The 24715-nt window shown below is 68.4% G+C and carries 15 protein-coding genes; 7 read left to right on the top strand and 8 right to left on the bottom strand.

Going from position 1 to position 24715, the window contains the following annotated elements; all coding sequences use genetic code 11:
* Positions 1-2: 2 nt before the first annotated feature.
* On the bottom strand, positions 3-683 hold the full coding sequence (locus tag LLH23_15610) for a DUF1559 domain-containing protein (protein ID MCE5239892.1): 681 nt from the start codon (positions 681-683) through the stop codon (positions 3-5).
* 89 nt (positions 684-772) lie between these two features.
* Positions 773-1540: a sugar phosphate isomerase/epimerase gene (locus tag LLH23_15615; protein MCE5239893.1), complete on the bottom strand. Its 768-nt coding sequence runs from the start codon at positions 1538-1540 to the stop codon at positions 773-775.
* A 149-nt stretch (positions 1541-1689) separates the two neighbouring features.
* On the opposite strand from LLH23_15615, the gene LLH23_15620 reads away from it, so the two are divergent.
* The 4 genes from LLH23_15620 (at position 1690) to LLH23_15635 (ending at position 9491) form a co-directional block, all read left to right on the top strand.
* Complete coding sequence (locus LLH23_15620; protein MCE5239894.1) at positions 1690-2730, top strand: acyltransferase; 1041 nt, start codon at positions 1690-1692, stop codon at positions 2728-2730.
* A 61-nt stretch (positions 2731-2791) separates the two neighbouring features.
* Entirely contained in the window at positions 2792-6796 is a 4005-nt protein-coding gene (locus tag LLH23_15625; GenBank protein MCE5239895.1) for a hypothetical protein, read from the top strand.
* Between the two features lie 36 nt (positions 6797-6832).
* Positions 6833-7831 carry a Gfo/Idh/MocA family oxidoreductase gene (locus LLH23_15630; GenBank protein ID MCE5239896.1) on the top strand — a complete coding sequence of 333 codons (999 nt, stop codon included), beginning with the start codon at positions 6833-6835 and terminating at the stop codon, positions 7829-7831.
* 112 nt (positions 7832-7943) lie between these two features.
* Positions 7944-9491, top strand: coding sequence for an AMP-binding protein (locus LLH23_15635; GenBank protein ID MCE5239897.1), 1548 nt, complete (start codon positions 7944-7946; stop codon positions 9489-9491).
* A gap of 87 nt (positions 9492-9578) precedes the next feature.
* Here LLH23_15635 and LLH23_15640 read toward each other — a convergent pair whose 3' ends face one another.
* The 4 genes from LLH23_15640 to LLH23_15655 all read right to left on the bottom strand — a co-directional run bounded on the left by LLH23_15640 (position 9579) and on the right by LLH23_15655 (position 16067).
* Positions 9579-10754 carry a FecR family protein gene (locus LLH23_15640; protein ID MCE5239898.1) on the bottom strand — a complete coding sequence of 392 codons (1176 nt, stop codon included), beginning with the start codon at positions 10752-10754 and terminating at the stop codon, positions 9579-9581.
* Between the two features lie 52 nt (positions 10755-10806).
* Positions 10807-12117: an FAD-dependent oxidoreductase gene (locus tag LLH23_15645; GenBank protein MCE5239899.1), complete on the bottom strand. Its 1311-nt coding sequence runs from the start codon at positions 12115-12117 to the stop codon at positions 10807-10809.
* Between the two features lie 156 nt (positions 12118-12273).
* On the bottom strand, positions 12274-14823 hold the full coding sequence (locus LLH23_15650; protein MCE5239900.1) for a hypothetical protein: 2550 nt from the start codon (positions 14821-14823) through the stop codon (positions 12274-12276).
* Positions 14824-15029: 206 nt separating this feature from the next.
* Entirely contained in the window at positions 15030-16067 is a 1038-nt protein-coding gene (locus LLH23_15655; GenBank protein ID MCE5239901.1) for a Gfo/Idh/MocA family oxidoreductase, read from the bottom strand.
* Positions 16068-16222: 155 nt separating this feature from the next.
* On the opposite strand from LLH23_15655, the gene LLH23_15660 reads away from it, so the two are divergent.
* Positions 16223-18193: a right-handed parallel beta-helix repeat-containing protein gene (locus LLH23_15660; GenBank protein MCE5239902.1), complete on the top strand. Its 1971-nt coding sequence runs from the start codon at positions 16223-16225 to the stop codon at positions 18191-18193.
* Between the two features lie 168 nt (positions 18194-18361).
* On the opposite strand, the gene LLH23_15665 is transcribed toward LLH23_15660, so the two are convergent.
* Both LLH23_15665 and LLH23_15670 read right to left on the bottom strand, forming a co-directional pair.
* Complete coding sequence (locus LLH23_15665; protein MCE5239903.1) at positions 18362-20764, bottom strand: hypothetical protein; 2403 nt, start codon at positions 20762-20764, stop codon at positions 18362-18364.
* A gap of 179 nt (positions 20765-20943) precedes the next feature.
* Entirely contained in the window at positions 20944-21150 is a 207-nt protein-coding gene (locus LLH23_15670; GenBank protein ID MCE5239904.1) for a hypothetical protein, read from the bottom strand.
* 258 nt (positions 21151-21408) lie between these two features.
* On the opposite strand from LLH23_15670, the gene LLH23_15675 reads away from it, so the two are divergent.
* Together LLH23_15675 and LLH23_15680 are read left to right on the top strand one after the other, a co-directional pair.
* Positions 21409-23349: an adenylate/guanylate cyclase domain-containing protein gene (locus LLH23_15675; protein ID MCE5239905.1), complete on the top strand. Its 1941-nt coding sequence runs from the start codon at positions 21409-21411 to the stop codon at positions 23347-23349.
* A gap of 25 nt (positions 23350-23374) precedes the next feature.
* Positions 23375-24637, top strand: a complete 1263-nt coding sequence (locus tag LLH23_15680) for a glucose-1-phosphate adenylyltransferase (protein ID MCE5239906.1) — start codon at positions 23375-23377, stop codon at positions 24635-24637.
* Positions 24638-24715 lie beyond the last annotated feature (78 nt).

Here is a 24715-nt window from a genome sequence, read left to right on the forward strand (position 1 = left end):
CGTCAGTTCATGGCGGCGACGTTGTCATCGCGGACGGTCCACATGCCCGGCTCGGTGTCCTTCAGCCACTTGGCGTGGCCGTCACAGAAGACGTAGTTGTTGCCGTCGTTGTGCTTGTCGGGGGTGCGGGGCAGACGGCCGACCTCGGTGAAGACCAGCGGGTCCGGGTCGCCGCTCCAGGCGCCGAAGATCTCCGGCCAGGTCGAGTCGCAGGCCACCAGCGTCTCGGCCGGCCGGGCGATTTCGCCGATGGGGCACCTGGACAGTGAAGTGCTGGCATACCTTCCGCGATTGGACGTGATGTTGAAAACGATGGCATAGGAGCCGTCGAGCGGGCTCGGGAGGCCCGGAGGGCGGCAACCACTGTAGGGAGTGGCCCACTTGAAGCTGGGGCAGAAGTTGATCTGCCAGTTATTGATGTAGGGCTGCAACACGTCTATGGGCCAGTACAGATCGCTGGACCCCGCGGCGCCGATGTAGAAGTACGTCATGGGCAGGCGCTCATCGTAGTCCTGCAGGTAGGCCATGAGCCCAATGCCGATCTGCTTGACGTTCGACAGGCAGCTCGCCTGTCGAGCTTTCTCACGGGCCTTGGCAAAGACCGGAAACAGGATGGCGGCCAGGATCGCGATGATCGCGATGACAACCAGCAACTCGATCAGTGTGAAGCCTCGACGGGTCATGGGGTCTGCCTCCTGCGTGATGGTAGAGACAATTCGTCCTTCGACGCCCCTCCCTCGCCTCCTGCCACAGTTGCCGAGGCCCCCTGCCCCTACTCCACGCCCATCGCCTTCAGGTTGTCGAAGCTGATCTTGAGGCTGTCGAACGGGTCGCGCTCGCACACGTCCTGCTCGACGATGTACCACTCGATCTGGGCGGCTTCGCAGGCGGCGATGATGCCGGCCCAATCCAGGTTGCCCTGCCCGATCTCACAGTAGTACTGCTTGCGGTCGCCGGTGATGCGCATGTCCTTGAAGTGGATGACCGGCAGCCTGCCCGCGCACTTGTTGATCCACGCCACGGGGCTGGCGCCGCCGTGCTGCACCCAGTACGTGTCCAGCTCGAACTGGAAACCGACCGGGTCGCTGTCGCCGAAGAGGATGTCCATCCCGCGCGTGTCGCCGAAGTGCTGGAACTCCTGGCTGTGGTTGTGGTACACGAACGTCATGCCGGCTTCCTGCAGCTTCAAGCCCACCGCCGAGGCGTCCTTGGCGAACTCGCGGTAGCCGTCGGCGCTGCCGGTGTAGCGGGCACTCATGCCGCCGACGCCGGGGTACTTGCAGCCATAGGCCTGGTGGTCGGCGATCACGCCCGGCAGGTCCTCGACCATGCGGTCGAAGCTGACGTGGGTCGAGCAGATGGTGAGGCCGTTGTCGTCGCACACCTGGCGCAGCTCGGCGGGGTCCATCGGGCCGAGGGCCGAGAGCTGCACGGCCTCATAGCCGATGGCCGCGACCTTCGCCATCGTCTGCTTGATGTCATCGGGGGTCTTGGTGAAGTCACGGACGGTATAGAGCTGAGCGGCGATCTGTGAAGCCATGGGGGCCTCCTGATGGGTGGATGCTGGGTCATTCGCCGCTGGGGCAACGGGAACCTTCGCGGAGCAGGTCTCCGGTGCGCGTTGCGGGAATAGAGGCAGTATTGGCGCGCACTCTTGGCGCCGGCCACGCGCATGGAGGGCCGACCGGCATGGCTCACGCCACCGCCAGCGTTGCCGCACGACCAGACGCTCGGCCGCGGGTCCTGTTCATTGACGTCTTCAAGGGTCTGCTGGTCCTGGGGATGATCTACGGCCACGCGGCGTGCCTGCTCGGTGTGCGTGAGGTGTCCGTGGCCCGCGCCGTCATGGGCATCCTGAGCGTGTTTACGTTCCCGGGGTTCCTGTTCTGCTTCGGGTATGCCACCGACCTGGCCTACCTGAGCCGGCCTCTGGGGCAGGTCTGGCGGCGCCTGCTCGTGACTGGCCTGCGGATTCTCTTGGCCTTCTACATCTCGGCGGCGTGCTTTCGCCTCTTGGTGTCCGAGACCGTGCTGTCGCCGGCGGTGCTGGGGCGTATCGTGACGCTCAGCGATGTGGCACCGTATTCGGAGTTTCTGATCGCCTTTGCCCTCTACATGCTGCTGGCGCTGGTCTGCTTCAAGCCGATCAGGGCCCTGCTGGAGCGCCCGCCGCTGTTCTGGGGGCTGATGGTGGCCCTGCTGGGGACTACGTTGATCCCCTACGACCGCATCCGCTCGGTGCACCTGGGCTTGCTGATCGGGACCGCAGCAACGCCGACGTACCCGGTGGTGCAGTTCGCGCCCTACTTCCTGATTGGCGCCTTCTTCCACCGGCACCAACTTCGGGTCAGTGGCCGCGTCGTCGCTCTGAGCGCGATATGCTCATCGGTCCTGACGACGTTCTATCTGTCAACACACGCCATTCCGTCGAACTACCCGCCCAGCCTGGTGTGGGTGTTGGGCGCGCCGCTGGCGTTGTGCCTGGTCTATCGCGCGTCAGACGCGCTGGCCGCCCGCCGTGGGGTGGTGCGCGACGCCATTCTGCGGTTTGGCCAGAATGCGCTGTTCGGTCTGCTGGCCAGCAACCTGATGCTGTTCGCGCTGGAGCGGGTGTGGCCTGGCCATCAGCTTCAGCCGGCTGGGTATGTGATCGTGGCGGTGGCGCTGATCGTCGTCATCTACTATCTCCTGCTCATCGTGCGCTTCGTCCCACCGCCGACCGGGGAGTAGCGCGCGACGGTCTGCAGGGGTACCGGGCCGGCCTGGCAGCCCGTCATCATAGGAACTCACAATGCGCATCTCTGAAGTCATCCGTCTCAAGCCACAGGCCGAGGGTATCAGTCTGCCGCGGTTGCAGGAACTGCGGGAGGCGCTGGACCGGGAGTCCGAGGACCTCAGCCTCCTGACCGGGGCGCAGGCCGGGGAGATCATCGAGCCGTACATCACCCCCACCGACCCGGCCAGCGACCCGCTGTACCGGTTCCTCAAGGGCATTGCGGGCAACGGCGGGCGTGGGGCGGGGCTGCTGGTGCGCGGGCCGCGCAGCAGCGGCAAGACGCACCTCCTGGCCGTGGCGGACCTGCTGCTGGAGTACCCCCGGGTGCGCCCGCTCATGGCGGCGACCCATGAAGGCTACGAGGCGCTGCTCAAGTCGCTGGAGCGGGTAGACCCGCTGCTGGTCGTGCCGGTGCCGCTGCAGGAGCACCGGGCCCACGACGAGCACCTCGAGGATGTCTTCTTCGACCGCACCGAGCAGGAACTGCTGCGCAATCGGCACGGCCTCTCGGTGCCCCTGTCCGAACACTCCTACGCCCTTGACCTGGTCGAGCGACACATCATCCCCCGGTACGGCGCCGAGCTGGATGCGCACGTCGCGCGTCTGCCGGGCTCCCAACGGTCGTGGCGCGATCTGCGCGACCGCAACCCCGCGGCGGCAGTAGCCGCCGCTCGGGCGTTCGCCCAGGACATCGGCTACCCGCTGGACTTCCGCCAATCGCGCGTCGAGCGGCTGGCGCGGCTACTGGACATCATCAGCGACCGGCGCTTCCGCGGCATCGTGTGGCTGGTGGACGATCTGGGCCAGTTCCTGGCCGCCACCGGCCAGAAGGCCGTGCGCAATGACGCCGCCTTCCTGGAGTTCCTCGGCCAGCGCAGCAAGATCGCCCCACTGTACGTGCTGGCCACCATGAACACGTCGCCGGACCAGACTGCCGGCATCGAGCCGTACATGCTGGCCAACATCCTCGACAACTACGAGGTGGTGGACCTCAGCGCCGCCGACATGCGGCGGGTGGCCCTGCAGCGCTCGGTCAGCGTCAGCGACGAGGGCCGGCTGCGGACGACCGTCGGCGAGGTATGGGATCAGTACCGGCAGGCCTGTGGACGCGTCAGCTTCAGTGAGGAGGACCTGCAGGCATCGTACCCGCTGCATCCGCTCGCGCAGACCTGCCTGGAGTCGGTCTACAGCCGCTTCCTCAATGAGGCCGACGGGCTGGCGGACTTCCTGCAGGCCCTCAGCGCTTCGGGTGCCGGGGCAGTGATGGACCGCCAGGCCCACCAGTTGCTGTCCCTGCAGGAGATCCTGCAGCATGTCGCCGGGCGGCTGAGCGCCCACCCGCAGGCCGCACCGTACCTGCACGAGGCGCTCGAATACTACGTCCACAACGGCCCGCAGCTCTACGCCCCGAACCCCGACCTGCCGCTGATGCTGGCCCGCAGCCTGACCGCGCTCCGGCTGGGCAACCTGTCCGCGCCGCTGGACACGCTGGTCGAGACGATCGGGCTCGACGAGCAGGGGCGGGCGCGGGTGACTGTGGCGCAGGCGCGCGAGGCGTTGGAGCAGATGCGCCTGCGAGGGCGCTATGTGGATGTGCGCCGCGGCGCCACACCTGAGGGGGACGCGTACTACATTGATGTCGAAACGAGCCTCACGGAGCTGGCCCGGCGGCAACTGGTGACGCTGAAGGCGTCGCTGGCCGATGACGACCCGCGCGTGTGGGATGCGGCCACGTCCGCGACGTCGAGCGTGGTGCTGCCGCTGGCCGATCTGCAGGAGCCGCGCCTGCTCGAAGTGCCGTGGGCCAACTCCGCGCGGGTGCTGCAGGCCCAGACGTGCTCGCTGACGAGCCTGTCCGGCGACCGGCTGGCGGCACGCTCCGCTGATCTGGCCGACAGCGGGACGGTCGAGGACATCCGGCTGCACATCGCCGAGATTCTGCGGGCAGGTGAGCAGCGCGGGGCCTGGCGTGATGCCGCCGGGATCCTGCCCCAGAACCGCTGGGCGGCCGGCGTGCTGGCCTGGCTGCCCCAGGAGCTGTCCTCCGAGGAGCTGGACCGCCTCAAGGAGTTCGCGGCGTGCCGGGCGCTGCTGCAGGCGCCCGGGGCGCACGTGGATACGCGCCTGCACGACCGCCTGCTCGAAGAGGCCTCGCGCCTGGGCAATGAGGTCCGGGCGATGATCGAGAACGCCTACATGGGCGGCGAGGTCGTGTCCGGGCAGGCGACGGTGGCGCGGGCAGCGGACCTGGCCGCCACGCGCGGCGACTGGCCGGCCACGCTGGCGGCCCTCGCCCACCCGGCGCTGGCGCGGCTGTATCCGAAGTACCGAGACATCGCGCCCCGGCAGGCGCTGGCCGCTGAGACCGCGCCGGGGATCGTGCGCCGCCTGCTCGGCCCTGACGGGCTGGTCTGGCCCGACGACTCCGACGCCGGCGACCTCGCGGGGAACGTGCTGGCGCCACTGCAACTGGTGCGGCGCGAGGGCGAGAGCTGGCGGCTGCAGGTGGAGCAGAGCGAAGCAGCCGGCGAGGTGATGGATCGCGTGCGCCGCCGCGACCAGACGCCCGAGCACCAGCCGGGCCGCCCCATGGCCTACCACGACCTGCAGCGGCACATGGCCAAGTCCGTCTTCGGGCTGCCACCGGCGCTGTATGAAGTGCTCGTGGCGGCGCTGATCCGCGCGGGCTATCTCGTGGCGCTCGACGGCGAGAGACAGATCATCCAGCTTCAGGACCTGGCCGGGTCGCTGGAGCGAACGGTGACGTATGTCGCGCGGGCGGCGCTGCTGAGCGTCGGCGAATGGCAAGACCTGACGCGGGCCACGCGGGTGCTGCTCGAGCGTATGGTGCCACGCGCCGACCATGCGCTGCAGACGGACATCTGGGAGGCGTTGCGCACCGCCCGCGAGGAGCGGACCCACGAGCTGGCGCGGCTGCGGCGACTCGTCGAGGCGCTGTGGCAGCGGCTGGGGCAGGAGCCCGTCCAGTGGCGCGAGACCATGCAGGCCCTGGCAGAGCTGCAGCAGGTGTACGATGCCCTCGACCCCAACGTGCTGCCCGCGCAGAGCCTGGCGCGCTTCCTGGATGCGGTGCGCCCGCTGCTGCAGGGGACGCCCAGCCGGCTGTCTCAGTTGCTGCGCGAGGTCCAGGCCCTGGAGCTGTTCTTCAGCCGCACCGCCGAGGATGTCGTCACGATCTACGACTACCTGCGCAGCCCGGAACTGGCCGAAGTGCCGGACCCGGACTTCCAGAACCGGCGCGGGCAACTGCTCACGCTCATTGACGGCGGCGAGAGCCTCATTGCCGATGAGACGGCCTTCCGGCGGCTGGTGCAGATCATCCTCTCGATCTACAAGCGCCGCTATATCGCGTGGCACACGCGCTGCTACCGGATGTCGGTGTTCGACAAGTACCGCACGCTCAAGTCCGCGCCGGAACTGCGGGTGCTGGCGCACCTGGAGCGGCTGAGCATCAAGCCGCACCACGAGGGGGCGCATGCCGTCGAACTGGTCGAGGCCCAGGAAGCCCGGCGGTGTGCGTTCCCCGGGCTGCACGAGGCGCTCGACCAGGCGCCGACATGCCCCCAGTGCCATCTGCGCCTGGACGAGGAGCCGGAGTTGGTCCCGCTGGAGGAGATCAAGGCGCTGGCGGACCAGGAGGTGGCCGGGTACGTGGTCGAGCTGCGCCGCCCCGCCTTCCAGACAGCCCTGCGTGCCTATGCCGAGGCGCTGCCTCAGCGCGGCGAGCTCGCCACGCGTCTGGAGCAACTGGCCAACCTGGGCGAGAACCCGCCGGCGCGCACGCTGCTCTCCATCCTGACCGACGAGGTCATCATCCATCTGAACCGCGTCTTGTCGGGCCAGCAGGTCAGGCCGCGCAACTTCGGGCAGCTACGCACGGTCCTGGCGGGGCGTACGCTCAGCCGGGAGGAAGCCCAGCAGCTCTTCCAGAAGTGGCTGGAGGGTGAGGACGGCGAGCGCGGGGACGAACGTGACGAAGTGATACACGTCGAGCCATAACCACGGGGGCACTCGTTATCTTACAGGAGGAAGCACATGTCGGAAGTCCGGGTCGGTCTGCAGGGCTGTGGCGGGATGGGCAAGGGGCTCGTCAGCCAACTCATCACCATCGAGGGCGCGAAGCTGGTCGCCGGGGCCGATTGCTTCGAGGAGAGCCGCGCCAAGTTCGCCGAGGAGCACAACGTCCCTGTCTTCGAGAGCCTGTCGGACATGCTGGCGAATGGCGGCGTGGATGCGGTCATCGTGGCCACGCCGAACAACTTCCATGCGCCCAACACCATTGAGGTCGCGCAGGCCGGCAAGCACGTCTTTTGTGAGAAGCCCATGGCCCTGACGCTGCAGGACTGCCAGGCCATGATTGACGCCTGCAAGCAGGCGGGCGTCAAGCTGCAGATCGGCCAGGTGCTGCGCTACATCCCGGACTTCCGGACGGCCATCGAGCTGGTGCGCCAGGGCGACCTGGGGCAGCCCCGGCATGGCTTGATCTGCCGCTACTCGGCCCCCCGACCCGACTGGGGCCACACCTGGCGGGACGACCCGGAGAAGGTCGGCCACTACCTGTTCGAGGTCTCGGTGCATGAGATTGACTTCATGCGCTGCGTGTTCGGCAAGCCGGTCGCGGTGAGCGGCTGGGATGTGGCGCTGCACGGCGATGACCGGCTCTGGGCTCGCGCCACCACCGGCGCCGTCGAGTTCGAGGGCGGCGGGATGTGCCTCATCATCGAGGGCATGTTCAATCCCATCGGCCGCACCGAGGTGGAGATCTCCGGCAGCGAGGGCGCGGTGCGCTTCCAGTGGGGCAAGCAGTTCCAGTACAAGTCCATCAGCGGCCAGGGCGACTGGGAGAAGCCGTCGGCGGAGCTGGCGGTCGGCGGCGAGGACGGCCGGCGGCGCGAGCTGCGCGAGTGGATCGAGGCCATCGCCAACGACACGCCCGCCACGATCCCCGGCGAGGAGGGCAAGGCCAACATCGAGCTGGCCCTGGCGATCCTGGAGTCCAGCAAGCGCCAGTCACGGGTCGAGTTGCCGCTCTGAGAGAGCACCTGTGGGGCGGGAGCTTGTGCCCCGCCCATGCCGTCTGAGTGATGCCCTGTGGGGCGGGGTACAAGCCCCCGCCCTACAGTCGTTTCTTCAGGAGAACCCACTCATGCCCATCGGTCTCCCCCACATCGCCGCCTTCTGGGACAACACCGTCGCCAAGCTCCCGAACGCCCTGGCACTCGTGTACGAGGACCAGACGCTCACATACGCCGAGGCGGATGCGCTCATCGCCCGCCTGGCCGGCCATCTGGCCGACGTCGCCGGGGTCGGCAAGGGCGACCGGGTCTGCCTGGCCCTGCCCAACTGCCCGGAGTTCATCGTGGCGTACTGGGCGACGCTGCGGCTCGGGGCGGTCGTGGCTCCGGTGAACACCCGCCTGCGGGCCGATGAGCTGCAGTATGTGCTGAGGAACTGCGACCCGAAGGTCGTCGTCGTGCATGAGCAGACCGCTGCGGCCACGTGCGAGGCGCTGGCGGCGGAGGGGCTGACGCCGCATGTGCTCGTAGCGGGCAAAGCAGGGGGTAGTGCGGGCTTCCAGCTCGCCCCCTTGGACCTGGAGGCCTTAGGCGGGCTGGAAGCCCGCACTACTGCTAACGATATCGCCGCCGATGACCTCGCCGTGATCCTCCACACCTCGGGCACCACCGGCGTCCCCAAGGGCGCGATGATGCGCCACAGCGACTTGCTGCTCAATGTCTGGAACGCCATCCTGGCCCACTCGCTGCGCCATGAGGACCGGCACCTGCTCGTCATCCCGTGCTTCGCGCCGACCGCCTCATACAGCCTCCTGGCCAGTTGCGCGTACCTGGGCGCGGCGATCATCATCGCCCCGCGTCCGCAGCCGGCCGAGATACTCGATCTCATCGAGCGCCACCGCTGCACGACCTTCATCGGCGTGCCCACGCTGTTCCATCTCGTGCTGCAGGAGGCACGCCTGGCGAGCGCGGACCTGTCGTCACTGCGGCTGATCGCCTACAGCGGCTCCCCCATGCCCACGCGCACCATCCGCCTGCTGCGGGAGCGCTTCCCCGGCGTGGCGCTGCACAACTTCTTCGGACTGACCGAGACGATCTCCATCACCCATGTCCTGCCCTCGGCCGACGCCGCCGAGCGGGCCGACTCCATCGGCAAGCTGCTGCCCGAGGTGTACGCGAAGATCGTGGATGAGCATGACGTCGAGGTGCCCGCCGGTGAGGTCGGGGAGCTGTGCCTGCGGCGGGACAACGTGATCCCCGGCTACTGGAACCGGCCGGGGCTGCTGGAGGAGGCCATCAAGGACGGCTGGTTCCACACCGGCGACTTCGCCCGGGTCGACGCGCAGGGGTACTTCACCGTTCAGGGGCGCAAGAAGGAGATGATCATCGTCGCCGGGCAGAACGTGTATGCCCACGAGGTGGAGTTGGTCATCCTGCAGCATGACGGTGTGCGCGAGGTGGCCGTGGTGGGCATCCCGGCGACCGGCGCGCGAGCGGCGCTGGGGGAGCTGGTCAAAGCCGTGGTCGTGTGCCAGCCCGATGTGACGCTGCGCGACCTGGACATCAAGCGCCACTGCGCCGGGCTGCTGCCCAGCTACAAGGTGCCGCAGGTGGTGGAGTTCCGCGAGGAGCTGCCGCGCAACCCGACGGGGAAAGTGCTGAAGCGGGAGCTGCAGTGAGGCGTGGGGATGGGAGGATGATGACTGCAAAACGACCCGGGGCGCGGGATGGTATCCCGCGCCCCGTTGCCTTCCGTGAAGCCCTGCCTAGTCCTGATTCTCGGCGCGGTGCACGCCGGAGGCGTCCAGTTGGTAGCGGGTCTTGTGCCGGTCGCGCCCGCGCGCAGTGATCTGGAAGCGCTTGCCATCCGACCAGTAGCTCTCGATCGCGGCCCCGTCGAAGTTCTTGAGCAGGCTCTCCACCCCGCCCTGCTCCTGAATGCCCAACTCCTTCAGGGTCGCCGGGTTGACCCACAGCGGGAAGTTTGTGTCGCCCTCGAGGTTGACGTGGATCTTGCGCAGCGCCTCCTGGGCGCCCGCGCGACGGGCGAAGTCCGCGGCACCGACGGCCCAGCTACACTTGCCGATCCCCAGGATGGTCAGCGGCGCGTCGAGGGTCTGGGTGATCGTCAGCTCAGCCTGCTTGTACCAGGGGTCGGTGCGGACGATCTGCACCATGGCGCGGCTGCGGAAGGCGTTCAGGTCGGCGGCGGGGGCGAAGGCGGGCTGGGTCGGGGTGCCGCCGGCGACGGCGCTGCAGTCGCCCTTGCCGCGGACGAACATGCGCTTGCCCGTGAAGCCCTGCACTTCCACGATACCGTCACCGACAACCGTGCGGGCCGCGGCGCCGGCCGCGTCGGCGGAGACGCTGAAGCGCGTGCCGCGGGCAGCGGCCACGCAGGCCGGCGTGTACACCCGCATCTCGGACTCCTTGCCGAAGTTGTCGGTGATGCGAGCGATGAGGCGACCGGAGCTGAGCAGGAAGGAGCGCGACCGCCACTTGCCGCCGCGGTGGTACTCCAGCAGCTTGATGCGCAGGTCGGCGTTGGCGTCCAGCACAACCTTGCTGCCATCGGGGAAGGACAGCTCGGCCCATGAGGCCGGGCCGGTCTTGATGGTCGAGTAGTCCGGCAGCTTCTCATTGAGCTGCGGCGCACGCGCCTGGGGCAGATCGCGGGTCGTGACAGTGACGGTCCCCACGGCCTGCGTGACGACGGCGTAGAACTCCTCGTTCTCACGACGCACGGCATCGGCGATGATGACGATGACGACGACGGCCAGACCGATGGCCACCCGCCTGTCGAGCCATTCGGGCCAACGGAGCCACTGACGCCGCCGCTTACGCTTCTCCTTGACTTGCTGGTCCTTAAGCAGATCGCCGAGAGCGTCGCTGAGCAACGCTTCATCGGTCTGCGGCGCTTTCTTCTTCTTCCGGCCGAACATGGTGGCACCTCGGTACCGTCATTGATAAGACAGACCGGCCATCGTCGTACGGCTACTCCAGCACCGCCCTCTGCTTTTCTAGTTCGTCACGGACCGCGGAATATCCCACCGCGCCGATCTCCCGCCCCACGCGCGCGGCCAGGCCCGCCGATACGCCGGCGGCCTGGCCGGTGGCCATGCAGCGGGCCATCAGGCGGAAGGCATCCAGTACCCGCGCGTCGGCCGACAAGGCCCGCCCACCGGCCGCGACGTTGCCGAAGCTCACCGGCAGCAGCGTCCGCCAGGGGATGCTGCGCAGTCCCGGATTGTGCTTGTGCCACGGCGGGGCGAAGCGCGTCAGACCATGCCCGCCATAGCCGCGGGTGCCGACGGCCACGGGCTCGGCCACCTCCGTGCCCCCGTCGAGGTCCTCCGGGGTGATCGTCCCCTGCCCCACGATGCCGCGCCCGGCGCGCACCCCGACCCGGTGCGCGGTGTCGACCAGGAAGCAGTCGGCGAAGCCCGGCATCGTGGCGCGGAACCACCCGACTGCCAGCCGGGCCTGCTGGCGCAGCTCGTCGTCCATGCGGGTGAGATCTGCAGAAGACACGCCATCGCCCGCGGTCAGGGTGAAGTTCAGCAGCACCTCGCCCGGGTTAAGCAGCGCCATCCCCATGAAAGCGTCCTGGGCCGGCAGCGGGACAGTTCCGGCGGCGACGGCGGCGCGGAAGGCTGCCTCCACGTCGGGACGATGGAAGCCCTGCACGCCGCCGACGCGCAGGAGGATCGTCTTGGTCATGCTCTGTTCGACCGGGTAGTGTCGGACCTGACCGCCGGCCCGGAAGACCAGGTCGGCGTCGCCCGTGGCGTCCACGAAGGCCTGCGCCTCGTACAGGGCGGGACCCTCGGCGCGATCCACGGCGACGGCCGCGAGGTGGTCGCCCTGTGTCACGGCCCCGATGAGGGAGGCATAGTAGAGGCGGGTGACGCCGTAGCGATCCAGCAGGCGGTTGGCCGCCAGGCGAAAGCCCTCGAGCGAGATGATGATGTTGTCCAGCAGGGGGCGATCGCCGATGGGCTGAGTATCGGGGGTGTGTGAGGCCGGCAGGACGAACCGGGCATCGCCCCGGGCGTCCATGTCGCGCACGAGTTCGTCAGCCAATCCGCCCACGATCTGGCGCCCACCGGCGGCGAAGCCCATGAGGTACGGGCAGCAGCAGCTCGTGGCCACGCCCCCGGCGAAGCCCGCACGCTCGACGATGAGCGTGCGCAGCCCCATGCGTCCCGCACCGCAGGCCGCCGCGATTCCGGCCGGCCCGGCGCCGCAGACAATGACGTCGCGCTGAGCGGCTACAGGCCACGATGACGATGGGTGGAAGATCATAGAGCACAACCGGTCCGGGGCCGAGGGCCGATGGTGGTGGGACGATTCGCGTGACGATTGGCTCTGTTCTTCGACGCCCGCTCTTCTCTCTCCTGCCCTTACGCGCAGCGGGGGCGACCTCAGGTGAGGCCGCCCCCGCCACTGATTGCGCCGGCGTCAGCGCCGTGCCACAGACGCGGCTGCGACCGCCGGCTCCGGCCACGTCACCAGGCCACTCGTCCACTCGTGGATGGTCTCGCTCTTGGCGCAGGCCGCGCTGCCGCTGAGCGTACTGGCGTTCTCGAAGGCTAACGTGGCGCCGCCGTTGTCGGCCACGAACAGCACGTTGGTGTTGCCGTACACGTCCATGGACACCGGCTCACTGACGATGCCCGTCGCTCCCCCCGTGACCAGGCGCGGGGATACCGCGCCGTTGGCCGTCGCGGCCGAGGTGATGATCCCGATGGCCTGCGGCAGGCCCACGTACAGGATGTCGTGCTGGCGACTGTGCGCGATGGCGAGGCCCAGCCCGGCCGGGTGGGAGCCCAGCCCTGTCATCGTCCGGCTGGCTGTGATGTTGCCACTGCGGCTGCTGGCGTTGTCCACGACCAGGACTACGTGCTGGTCGCTCGCATTGATGGCCCGCAGGAAGAGGCGGTCAGCCTGGGCATCGCCGGCGAGTCCCATCAGCTCGTACCCGGTTAGGCTGAAGGTGCGAACGGGGGTGAGGGAGGCGGTTCGAACGGTCGCGGCGCTCACGCCCTGCCAGACGGCCACCGTCGCACGCCCTGATAGGGCGCAGTACAGCAGGTCGCGGCCCTCATCCACCCATACCGGCCCGCCGACGACGCTGCCGCTGAAGGAGCAATCATACGTCGGCCCGACTGTGTGGGCGCCCAGCGGGTCGTCCACACGATACAGGCCGTTCATCGTGCCCGCCCACAGGTGCTGCCGTGAGGCGCTCATGTACATGTTCTCGCCCATGACCTCCTCGTAGGGGAGGTAGAAGGGGTCCTGGACCTGGCGCGTCGAGACCCCGGCAAAGCCGTACCAGTTGAGGACCGCGTAGACCCCATCACCGCCGGAGCGCGAGACAGCAACGCTGTAGCTCTGGGCACCCGGGGGCGGCTCGATCTCGGTGCCGTTCGCGCCGTTGGTACCTACGGTGCGATTGGCGCTGCCGTTCGGCGTGCCCAGACCACCCGTGGCGGTGGCCGCTCCTCCCCCACCACCGGTGCCGGCGCTGTGCCCATTGCCGCCGTTGCCGCCGTTGCCGCCGACAGCCCGCGCGTCGCCGCCACTGGCGGTTCGGTCAGCCCATGCCCGGCCCGAGGGGCCCCCGGTCGCGGTGGCTTCGCCCCCGACCCCGCCATTGCCGCCACGGCTGGCGGCATCACCGTTTCCGCCATCGCCGCCGCACCCCCCCGTGGCCTGTGCCCGCCCGCCGGCACCCGGACGCAACTGCTCGCGAGGCACCATGTCGAACGCATCGCCGCCCACGCCGCCGGTGGCTGTGGCGCCCCCCCCTGCGCCGCCATCCTGCGAAGCTGCCCCGCTGCCGCCGTCCCCACCGGTGGCGACGGCGGCCCCGCCACTGCCGCCCTGTAGCTCTCTGCTATGGCCAAAGAGCAGCACGCCGGCGGCATAGCGTATGCAGTTGGCCTCCATGCAATTGGCGCCGCCACCCTCCCCGCCGCGCAAGGTCACATGGGTGCCATCGCCGCCGGGAACCGTTCCGCGGCCCCGGTACGCCAGGAGGGCTGCGTCGCCACCCTTGAACCATCCGTTGCCACCCTTCGCGCCGGTAATCCCGACGGTCGAGCCCTCACGCGGAGTGACCAGACCGGCAAGACGCACAGACCGAGCCGCGGCGCCCGGATCGTCACCGAAGGTGCTGCTCCCTGCGTCGCCGCCCTCGGCCCCGACCACGACGCCGTCCGGCAGCTCAGCCCGCGTAGCAGTCCCGCCCTCGGGAAGCTCGACGCTGGTCAGAGCGACCCCGACAACGGTGCTGACCTCGCCCGTGAAGCGGCCGCCGTTGCCGCCGGTGTTGGTGAGGGTAGCGGGGATTACGACCGTGTCCAGTTGGGCCGTGGACACCAGTCCGGTGCCGCCACTGCCGCCGTTGCCCAGCGTGAACATCCCGACGGCGGGTGTCAGGCGGAGTGTGCCGGCCAGGCACTGTAGGGCGATGTCGCCCCCGTTCCCGCCAGCCCCACCCAGGGTCCCGTCGCCGCCATTGCCACCATTACCTGATTGCAGCCCGGCGCCGTCCGCTTGGCGGGGGTGCACGCCGGCGACGACCGCGGCGCCCCCCAGCGTGATGTCCCCGCCGGCCGACGCCAGGGTGACACTGCCGCCCACCCCGCCCGCACTGTTGCTGCTCCCGTTGGTCCCGTCACCAGCCCGGATGCGGCCGATCACCGCGATGTTGCCCTCTGCCTGGATGATCAGCGAACCCCCATTCGTCCCTGCCCCGGCGGCGTCCTGAGCGAACAACTCGCCGTCCACCTGCGCCGTCTGGCATTGCACGGTCACATCACCGTCGAAGCGTACCCGCTCGCCGGCCTCCACCACGAAGTTCGTCTCGTTCACGATCCCGCGGAGAACGCGTTCCGCGCCCCCGCCGTTCCCGCCCCCACATCCTGCCTGCAATACCAGGAGAGACGCCACCACGATCGCTGTGGCCACGGCCCACGTCAACCGACCCAGGCTGTCGCAACGCATCTGTCGTGCTCCTCTCTAGCAAGCGCAGTCTGTCCTAATGCACCATAGTGCGAGGCATTTCCTCCCTGTGTTGTATCCATATGCAGCGCGATCGGTCGGCAGAGGCGCGAAGTCGCAGGGCTCTCCATACCTACGGGCATGGCGCCCCGCGACTTGTCGGTGGTCGGGTTCTCAGCAGCCCTTCCGGAGCTTGGGATCGTCTCCCCCTAGAGCGGCAGCTTCACCTTGCAGCCGGTGCGCTGGCTCTGGTAGACGGCGAGGTTGAACTCGACGGCGCGGCGGGCTTCGGCGGGCGGGACGACCGGCTCGCCCCGGCCCTCGATCGCGGCCAGGAAGGCCTCGATCTGCAGGGCATGGGCGCCGACGGCATCACCCAGGCCGGCGCGCGGATCGGCGGCGGAGGTCTCCTCGAGCACCCCCGGCTCGGCCAGGCTCGGCTCACCCTCCACGTCCCAGTGGGTGATCTTGTCCGCCTCGATGATGACATTGCCCTTGGAGCCATGGACAGACAGGCGGGTCGGGAGCCCCTTGTAGGTGCAGGTCGTGCCCTGCAACACGCCCTGAGCGCCGGATTTGAACTGGATGGCGGCGCTGCCGATGTCCTCGGTCTCCATGTCGTGGGCCATCGTGGCCGCATAGCCGCCCACGCTCTCGACCTCCCCCATCATCCACAGCAGCAGGTCCACCCAGTGCACCGACTGGTTCATCAGCGCGCCGCCGCCGTCAAACTCCCACGTGCCCTGCCAGCGGTCCGTGTAGTAGCTCTGCTCGCGCCACCACGGCACGAAGGCATTGCCGTAGCGGAGCCTGCCCAGGCGGCCTTGCTCGATGGCCGTGCGCAGGGCGCCATAGCTGCCGTAGGTGCGGAACTGGTGGACTGCCGCCAGCACCACATCGGCTTCGCGCGCGGCGGCGATCATCGCGTCAATGTTCGCCAGCGTCACATCCATGGGCTTGGTGACGAAGCTGTGCTTGCCCGCCCGCGAGGCGGCGATGGAGGCGAGGTGGTGATGACTGCTGGGGGTCGTGATGTGGACGTAGTCAATGTCGTCGCGAGCCAGCAGGTCGTCCATGTCCGTGTAGTAGGCCTCGGCGCCATACTCCTCGGCGCTGTCCCGGGCACGCTGCTCCACGATGTCGCACGTCGCGATGAGCTTCGCGTTCGGCACGCGCTTGAGCGCCTCAAAATGCACCGAGCTGATGACTCCGCAGCCGATGAGACCGACGCCGTAGGTGGTGGACATGGGCAGGCTCCGTTGATCGCTGAGTCGCGTGGGCGTAGACGTCCCGGATGCGCCGCGTGGGCGCGCGTGTCCCCACGCGCGCTCTGTCGCACAATTCCCCACCCACCCTCGGCCTCCTGCAAGGGAATCCCACCTGCACGAGCGAAGATGCCCCCATGAGATCTCTACCCATCGCCCTGCTGCTGTCCCTCGCCTCTCTGACCGCCCATGCCGCTACCTACCGTGTGGATGGCGACGCCGGCGACGACGCCAATGACGGCCTCGCCGCCCCCTTCAAGACGATCGCGCGGGGCCTACGGGACCTCAAGCCCGGAGACACGCTGCTCCTGACGAAGCTGAGCCACCCCTACCGCGAGTCCATTCCGGTGATGGTGCATGGCACGCGCGAGGCGCCGATCATCATTGACGGCGGCGGGGCCACGATCTCGGGTGCGGACCCGGCCCCGAAGGACGGCTGGACGGACAACGGGGGCATATGGTCGGTGGCGCAGGCCACGAAGGTCGAGTTCCTCTTCGGGTCGGACTGCCGCTACGAGATGGCGAAGGCACCGGACAAGCTCAAGCCGCTCGAATGGGCCTGGCAGACGGGCAAGCTGTACTTCTGCCCCGCCGAGGGCAAGACGCCGGCCGACTACGACCTGCAGATGAGTGTGCGCATCTCAGGGATCATGACCAGCGGGGCCGGGGAGATCATCGTCCGCAACCTGACCGCCATGCACTTCTACAACGACGGGTTCAACATCCACCAGGGCAGCTCGCCCATGTGGTTCGAGAACATCAAGGGCCTGTGGAACGGTGACGAGGGCTTCAGCTGCCACGAGAACTGCGAGTGCTACGTGCGCGGGGCGGAGTTCTCGCACAACTACTGGCACGGCATTGCGGATGTCGGCGTCGCCCGTTCTCACTACCAGAACATGATCTGCCGCGACAACCGCTCCAAGGGCATCCATTTCATCGGCGGGATGCACTCGGTGAGCGACGCGGAGGTCAGTGGCAGCCCGATCCAGATCGCTCTGAGCGCCTCGGACCAGCAGGGATACCCGCGCTTTGAGGCGATGCCGCTGCGCACGAGCGTGACCAACCTGCGCAACGTCGCGGTGCGGTCGCAGCCCGACGCGATCGGTGTGCTACTCACCCCCAACGCGCAGGCCGTGATCGAGCACTGCGTCATCCAGGGCGGCAAGACGTGCCTGCAGGTCGAGGAGGGCGCCTCGGCCTACACGCTCAACTCGATCCTCGCCGGGGGGCAGATCGCCGAGGTGCTCGCTGCCGGCTCGTACGGGGCCGAGGCGAACCTGTACTTCCCCGGCCGGCTGACGATCAAGGACACGACTTACCAGCCCGACCAGTTCGCCGCCTATGTCGCTGCCACCGGAAACGACCAGAAGAGCATCGTCGAGGAGCCGAAGTTCGTCGGCGACACGCTCGTCACGAGCAAGGCCAGCCACGCGACGGGGGGAGCGTTCAACCTCTACGGTTTCGGCGGGCCGGACATCGGCCTGGAGCGGCGGCAAGTTCGGCCGGAGGAGCCCGGCGTGGCGGCCCCACTTCCCGGCGCGACCCAACTCGCTGCCACAGGCGGCACGCCACAGAAGACCGAGAGAGGGGAGCTGATCAGCTACGACTTCGAGACCGTCAACCCGTGGGGGCGGATCTACCCCGAGCCGGTCAAGAACGCCGCGGGGGTGGAGGTTGCCGGCAAGGCGGAGCTGTCCACGGAGCAGGCCCACGGCGGAGCGAAGTCGGGCAAGATCAGCGTGACGCTGCCGCCGGCCGCGCCGGGACGCTACCTGCTCAAGCTCTTCTCGGAGAAAATGCCGTACACGCGGCCGGTGTCGGCGGTGCGCGTGTGGGTGTATGGCGACAACTCCGGGCGCCAGTTCACGCTGCGCCTCCGCGACGCCGGCGGCGAGTGTTTCTACCGGGCGCCGGCGGTCATGGACTGGAGCGGCTGGAAGCAGATCGCGTGGGACGTCACCGCGGAGCCGCCAGCCAACATCATCGGGGGGAACGGCAACAGGCAGCAGGACTGCCCCCCGCTGGAGGTCGTCCTGGATGTGAGCGCGAAGGCCGGCGAGCAGTTCGTCGTGTACCTGGACGACCTGGAAGTGGAACTGGCGAAGTGAGTGGCGGTGCCCGACAAGAGTGTCGGGCGTACCACCATCCCACGTTGGTGCCCGACAAGAGTGTCGGGCGTACCACCATCCCACGTTGGCGCCCGACAGGAATGTCGGGCGTACTACCATCCCACGTTGGCGCCCGACAAGAGTGTCGGGCGTACCACGTCCCCTAGTCTACTCGCGGAGCTTCTTGAAGAAGAAATCGCCGTTGGTGGAGTCGCCCCCGCCGATGTCGGCGATGAGGGCGTAGCCGCGCGCCGGGTCGTACTGCTTCAGCTCCACCAGGTAGACATCATCCTTCACCCAGCCCCCCGCGTGGCACTGGTGCTTGTCCACGGCTTCCTCGCGCAACTCCTCCGGCTTGTCCTTGGCAAACGACACGAGCCTCGCCTGCGTGCAGACCAGGCCAAGCAGACCGCTGCGGTAGATCGGGCGGAACCAGTACTTGCCGGGCCCCGCGACGTAGAGGGTCACGTCCAGCCGTCGCGACTGTGACCGCGCCTCCTTGAACTCCTCGCTCTTCCACGAGCCGATCTGGTGCATGCGGTAGGGCTTGCCCTCGTCAGTGAAGCCGTGCTTGGCCATCAGGTCGCCGAGGTCGGCGGCCAGTTGCTCCATCAACTGTGCGGTGCGGCTGAACCGCTCGGGGGCCTTGCCACCCGCACCGGCGTTGCAGGCCTCGTGCCACTTGGGGTAGTCGGCCTGGAGCAGGTCCAGCGCCGTCTGGCACTGGTGGAACCACTTCCCGGCCGCCTCGCGGTCCTCGGGGGCGAGGCCCTTGTCTCCCTGCGCTCCTGCGGAGCGCGGCAGGATCTGCCCCAGTTGGTAGACGCCCTGCAGAACCTGCGTGTACGCGCGGACGATCTCGGTCTCCAGGATGAACTGCGGCTCGCCGAGTGCGGTGGCCACCTTGAGGGCCTCGTCGCAGCGGCTGATGTTCGTCGTGAACTGCTCGGGCGTCTTGAAGCACGAGAACATCGAGGTGCCCAGCGCGAGCTTCATCCTCCCGGCGGCCACCTGCACCGTCGGCTTGCCCCAACTCTCCAGGTACGGGTAGTTCGAGGCGTACAGGTCCCAGGCCGGCGGGCCGATGAGTTCGGTCCACTGCACGAACTGCGCGGGGTCCTTGAAGCCGTGACGCACGGCAAAGGAGGTGGCGAACTCCTGCCGGGTGCGCCCATGAGCGTTCCAGGCCCATTCCAGTCCGCCCTCGGTGTTAACCTGGTAGTACGCCGCCGTCGGCACGATGTAGGCCACCAGGCAGGTCAGGCCCTTGTCCACAAACTCGGTGAGGCGGGCATGGGTGAACTCCGGGTTGGAGAAGGGCGCGACGGTGAGCCAACTGGAGCTGAGCGTCGGGTAGACGCCCATCCAGCCCGAGCGCTGCACATAGTCCTCCAGCAGCGGGTAGATCATCGGCTTGCGCTCGGTGTTGTAGGTCAGCCCGCCGTGGTAGTACGAGACCTTCATGCCGGGGGCCAACGCCGCCAGCACCTTGTCGTTGGAGGGGTAGCTGAACTGGGTCAGCAGCACCCGCAGGCCGAGCTTCGGGCAGGTCTTCTTCGCCTCATTCCACGCCGCCGTCAGGGCGCGCACTTCCGACTCGAAGCGGTCCACCTGCTTGCACTGCTCGCACTGACAGCCTTTGCCCTCTTCCGACAGCCAGACCATGACTTCGCTGACGCCGGGGATCTGGCCGAGGTCGGCCATCCACCCGCCGACGACCTTCACGATCTCGGGTCGGGAGAAGCAGACGTTGCGGACCGAGGGGTTGGTCGAGGGGGCGTCCACGGCCGCCAGTTGCGGGTAGGCCTGGAACATCCCCGTGCCTGGCAGTTGCTCCAGGTGGTGGATGATCGGCACGATGCGCACGGCATGTCGGCGGGCTCGTGCCATGACCTCGGTGTCCATCGTCGCCTGGGGCACGCCCTGCTCGTCCACCTTGAGCTTGGCGTGCAGCTCGATGAGGTTGGATTTCAGGTCGGAGAGGGCCTCGAGGTCCTGGGTGCAGGTACCGCCCCACTGGCCACGCTCTTCCAGGTCGGGCCAGTCGAGGATGCGGCCGAGGGGCAGATCCACTGTGGCCGCTGCGCCGGTGCCCCGCAGTGACGACAGCAGCAGTTGCTTGAGCGTCTTCATGCCGTAGTAGCTGCCCACGTCGGTCAGGGCATCACAGCGCGCGAACGTCGCCGCCGCGATCAGCACATAGCCCTGGTCGGCGTTGCGCTTGCCCGCGAGGGCGGTGCGGGCCGCCGGGGTGCGGGTGAAGTCGAGCGTGGCCTTCCCCGCCGGCGACAGGAGGTCGAGCTTGGCGCCCGCCCTATCGCCCAGCGCCGCCGCCAGCTCCGCGGCGAGGCACTGGTCCAGCTCCGTGGGCTGGGCAGGCAGCTTCAGACGGAGGTCGGCCAGCGGCACGGTGCGCTTGCCGGTCAGGTCCGCCTCCTTGGGCAGGGGCACGAGCCACTGCTGCCAGGCAGCGGCCTCGGCGGCCGACAGGGGGGCCGCGCCGGCTGGCAGCGCCACGGCTAGGACCAGTAGCAGCACGACCACAAGGGCTGGGACGTAGGCGATCTGCATGGGAGGGCACCTGTCTTCACGGGATGGCGCGCTCGGTGGACTTCCGCGCGGGGGGTGGACTTCCCTGCCGGCGCGCAGAAGCGAAGCCGACCCGAGGCCGGGCGGGCATCGGGTCGGCTTCGCTGCGCATCTCAGCTCTGCCAGAGGGGAGAGAGAACAGGAGCCGGGAGCAGGTGAGCTTATCCTGGCGACGGAATGATCGGTTCAGGCGCCAGGGCGGGGGCGACGTGCGTCACCGGCGACGGGGCCGGAGCGCTGGCCCCCACGGACGGTCCATATGACATCGCCGGGGTGATGGGCATGGCGGCCGCGTGTCGGCAGGCCACGAACACCGCCAGCAAGCACACGATGGCCCATGCCAACAACAGGACCCTGAAACTAGGCATGTGTACCCTCCCCGGGGATCGGTAGTGCGGTCTCACATCGGGGCTCGACCCGGACGCCTCGGCACGGCGTCCGCACGGCTCATTTGAGAGTTTAGCCGACGACGCTCATGGCTTACCGGCAAGGAAGCTCACGACTCGCGCAAGGCGCTTGCCGCAGAGCCTCCCCGGCCGGCCTCCAGGCCATGCCCCGGACGTAGCCATGGCCTCGGCAGTCTGTCCGCGCGAGTGGATACCAACATCAGTGCGGAGGTGCCCGTCGTGGCAGCCAACTCACTCGGGGGAGCTGTGCGCGCACGCCGCGTCAAGGGCGTGCAGGTCGCCTGCTTCACCGCCCTCGTCATCGTGGTGATGCGCTTCGTCGCAGGGCCGCAGCAGCGCCTGTTCTCGCTGATCGAGAACTTCGCGTACGACTCCTACTTCGACCACCGCGCGCCCCGCGACATCAGCGACTTCGTCATCGTCGCGGTGGACGAGGAGAGCCTCAAGCCCGAGCACCTCGGTCGCTTCCCGTGGGACCGCGCGGTCTACGCCAGGCTCCTCGAGCGGCTGGGTGGGGCGAAGGTGGTGGGCATTGACCTCCTCTTCCCCGAACCCTCGGCGGACGACGCGGTACTGGCGGCCGCGGTCCGCCAGCACGGGCGAGTGGTACTGGCCGCGCACAAACGGCGAGTGGCGCGCGGAACGGAGTTGCCTCTCACCTGGCACGGCTATGGCCAGGCAACGACGCCTGGCGTGCCCCGCGCCTACTCCGACGCCAGACTGACGGACGAGTTCGTGCCGCCGGTGCCGGTGCTGGCGCAGGCGGCGGGGATGGGCTACGTGGACATCGTGCCGGACGCGGACGGGGTCTACCGCCGAGCCATGCCGCTGATGGCCAGTCCCGCCGATGACGTCATGCCGCACTTCGGGCTGGAGATCGCTCGGCTCGCGCTGGGGCTGGACCGGGCGCAGCTCATGCACAGCGCCGCCAGTGGCGCCCTGGCGGTCAGGAACGCCACGCTCCCCCTCGCCGGCGGCGAGATGCTCATCAACTACGCCGGCCCGCTGCAGACGGTCAAGTATGTCCCGGCCTGGCGGGTGGTGGCGGGACAGGAGCCGGCCGAGACGTTCCGCGACAAGATCGTGCTCATCGGGCCGACGGCGGCAGGGCTGTATGACATCCGCCCCGCGCCCTTCACCCGCAACAACCGCGTCTTCTTCGGAGTGGAGACCAACGCCAACATCGCGCACACGATCATGGCGGGGGAGACGCTGCGCAACAACACGCATGGGCTGGTGTGGGGCATCTATGCCCTCGTGCTCGGGGCGCTGGTCGGGTGGGCGGTCTGGTATAGCGACGAGAAGCAGGCGGTGTGGCTGGGGGTCGGGCTGGTGACCGTCCTGGCCCTGCCGGTGTTCATGGTCGGCGTCATGTGGCTGAACCAGGTGGTGCCCTACGGCGCCATCTTGCTGGGGGCCGCGGTCCCGATGGTCTGGGCCCTGTACGAGCGCCTCGGCCTGGAGAAGCGGCAGATTGCCGACCAGTTCGGCACTTACGTGTCGCCGGATGTGTTGCACGAACTGGAGCGCAATCCCGAACTGGTGCGACAGGGCCAGCGGCGGGAGGTGACGCTGCTGTTCTCGGACGTGCGGGGCTCCACCGCCATCGCCGAGAAGATGCCGCCGGATGTGTGGATCGCGCAACTCAACGAGTACCTGTCGGAGATGAGTGACGCCATCTTCGCCTATGACGGCTACCTGGACAAGTTCATGGGCGATGGCATCATGGCGCTGTGGAACGCCTTCGGCAACCAGCCCGACCATGCCGAACTGGCGACCAAGGCGGCCGCGCAGATGCTGGAGCGTCTGAAGCTGCTCAACGAGGCCTGGGAGGGCCGGAAAGACCGGGTGCCCCTGCAGATCGGCATCGGCCTGCACACGGGGGAGGCGATCATCGGCAACGTTGGGTCATACCGGCGAGCGCAGTATACGGCGATCGGCGACTCGGTCAACTCCGCGTCACGCATTGAGGCCCTGACCAAGGAGTTCAAGGCGCAACTGATCCTGAGCGAGACGCTGGCGGAGCGCCTGGCCGGGCGCGTGAAGCTGGTGGAGCTGGGCGAGGTGGAGCTGAAGGGGCGGGCGGAGCCGCTGCGGGTGTACAAGCCCGAGGGCTACGCCGGCGAGGTCAAGGGGCACTTCCAGCAGAAGGAAAAGTAGTGTCTCATCCAGTGTGGAGGTTGGCATGGCCGGAACCATAGCTGTCATCCTGGGCGGGGGACGCGGCACCCGCCTGTATCCCCTGACGCGCGAGCGGGCCAAGCCCGCGGTGCCGCTGGCCGGCAAGTACCGGCTCATTGACATCCCGATCAGCAACTGCATCAACTCGGGGCTGCGGCGCATCTCCCTGCTCACGCAGTTCAACACCCACTCGCTACACCGCCACATCCGCACCACCTACAACTTCGACACCTTCACCGAGGGCTACGTTAACATCCTCGCGGCCGAGCAGACGATGGAGAGCACCGGGTGGTACCAGGGCACGGCGGACGCGGTCCGCAAGAACCTGCGCCACCTGGACCTGGGCAGCGCCGACCATGTCCTGATCCTGTCGGGCGACCAGCTCTACCGCATGGACTACAGCGAACTCATCGCCCAACACGAGCGGGAGGGGGCCGATGCCACCCTGGCGGTCCTGCCCGTGCCACGCGATCAGGCGTCCGGCCTGGGCATCCTGCACACCTCCGGCCACCGCATCGTGGACTTCGTGGAGAAGCCGCAGACCGAGGCCGAGCTGGACCGGTTGGCGATGTCGAACGGGGACATGCACCCGCCCACGCCCGGCCGCACCCATCTCGCCTCGATGGGCATCTACCTGTTCCGGACCGAGGTGCTGCGCGCAGTGCTGGCGGACGAGACCAAGGAGGACTTCGGACGCGAGATCATCCCGGAGGCCATTCGCCAGAGCCATGTGGACGCCTACTTCTTCGACGGCTACTGGGAAGACATCGGGACCATTCGCGCCTTCTATGATGCCAACCTGGAGTTGACGCGGCCCGACGCCCGGTTCAACTTCTTCGACGAAGAGGCCCCCATCTACACCCATCCGCGCAACCTGCCACCCTCGCGCATGGACCACTGCCACGTCGAGCGCAGCATCATCGCCGATGGCTGCATCATTGACGATGCCGAGATTCTTGGCTCGGTCATCGGGGTGCGCACCCTCATCGGGGCCGGCACGACCATCCGCGACTCCATCGTCATGGGGCTGGACTACTTCGAGAGCGACGAGGTGCGCCGTCGGCGCCAGGCGGACATCCCCATCGGCATCGGGCGCCACTGCCGCATCAGCGGCGCGCTGCTGGACAAGAACTGCCGCATCGGCGACGGTGTCACCATTGACGCCTCCCGGTACGCCGAGGACATGGACAGCGAGCTGTTTGTCGTGCGCGACGGGATCGTCATCGTCCCCCGGGCGACGACCGTGCCGGACGGCACCATCATCTGACCCGGCTCAGCCAGTTCCCCTCGTGCGCTAGCGCCTTGACGCGGACTTGTCCCGTTCTTGAGGAGTTCTTGCCCGGCA

The organism is bacterium (assembly GCA_021372615.1).
In the GTDB taxonomy this organism is placed as follows: domain Bacteria; phylum Armatimonadota; class Zipacnadia; order Zipacnadales; family UBA11051; genus JAJFUB01.

Coding starts and splice junctions, on each gene's coding strand:
- LLH23_15615 (MCE5239893.1), bottom strand. CDS start 1,540: ATGGCTTCACAGATCGCCGCTCAGCTCTATACCGTCCGTGACTTCACC.
- LLH23_15670 (MCE5239904.1), bottom strand. CDS start 21,150: ATGCCTAGTTTCAGGGTCCTGTTGTTGGCATGGGCCATCGTGTGCTTG.
- LLH23_15665 (MCE5239903.1), bottom strand. CDS start 20,764: ATGCAGATCGCCTACGTCCCAGCCCTTGTGGTCGTGCTGCTACTGGTC.
- LLH23_15680 (MCE5239906.1), top strand. CDS start 23,375: ATGGCCGGAACCATAGCTGTCATCCTGGGCGGGGGACGCGGCACCCGC.
- LLH23_15650 (MCE5239900.1), bottom strand. CDS start 14,823: ATGCGTTGCGACAGCCTGGGTCGGTTGACGTGGGCCGTGGCCACAGCG.
- LLH23_15625 (MCE5239895.1), top strand. CDS start 2,792: ATGCGCATCTCTGAAGTCATCCGTCTCAAGCCACAGGCCGAGGGTATC.
- LLH23_15610 (MCE5239892.1), bottom strand. CDS start 683: ATGACCCGTCGAGGCTTCACACTGATCGAGTTGCTGGTTGTCATCGCG.
- LLH23_15645 (MCE5239899.1), bottom strand. CDS start 12,117: ATGATCTTCCACCCATCGTCATCGTGGCCTGTAGCCGCTCAGCGCGAC.
- LLH23_15630 (MCE5239896.1), top strand. CDS start 6,833: ATGTCGGAAGTCCGGGTCGGTCTGCAGGGCTGTGGCGGGATGGGCAAG.
- LLH23_15640 (MCE5239898.1), bottom strand. CDS start 10,754: ATGTTCGGCCGGAAGAAGAAGAAAGCGCCGCAGACCGATGAAGCGTTG.
- LLH23_15660 (MCE5239902.1), top strand. CDS start 16,223: ATGAGATCTCTACCCATCGCCCTGCTGCTGTCCCTCGCCTCTCTGACC.
- LLH23_15620 (MCE5239894.1), top strand. CDS start 1,690: ATGGCTCACGCCACCGCCAGCGTTGCCGCACGACCAGACGCTCGGCCG.
- LLH23_15635 (MCE5239897.1), top strand. CDS start 7,944: ATGCCCATCGGTCTCCCCCACATCGCCGCCTTCTGGGACAACACCGTC.
- LLH23_15655 (MCE5239901.1), bottom strand. CDS start 16,067: ATGTCCACCACCTACGGCGTCGGTCTCATCGGCTGCGGAGTCATCAGC.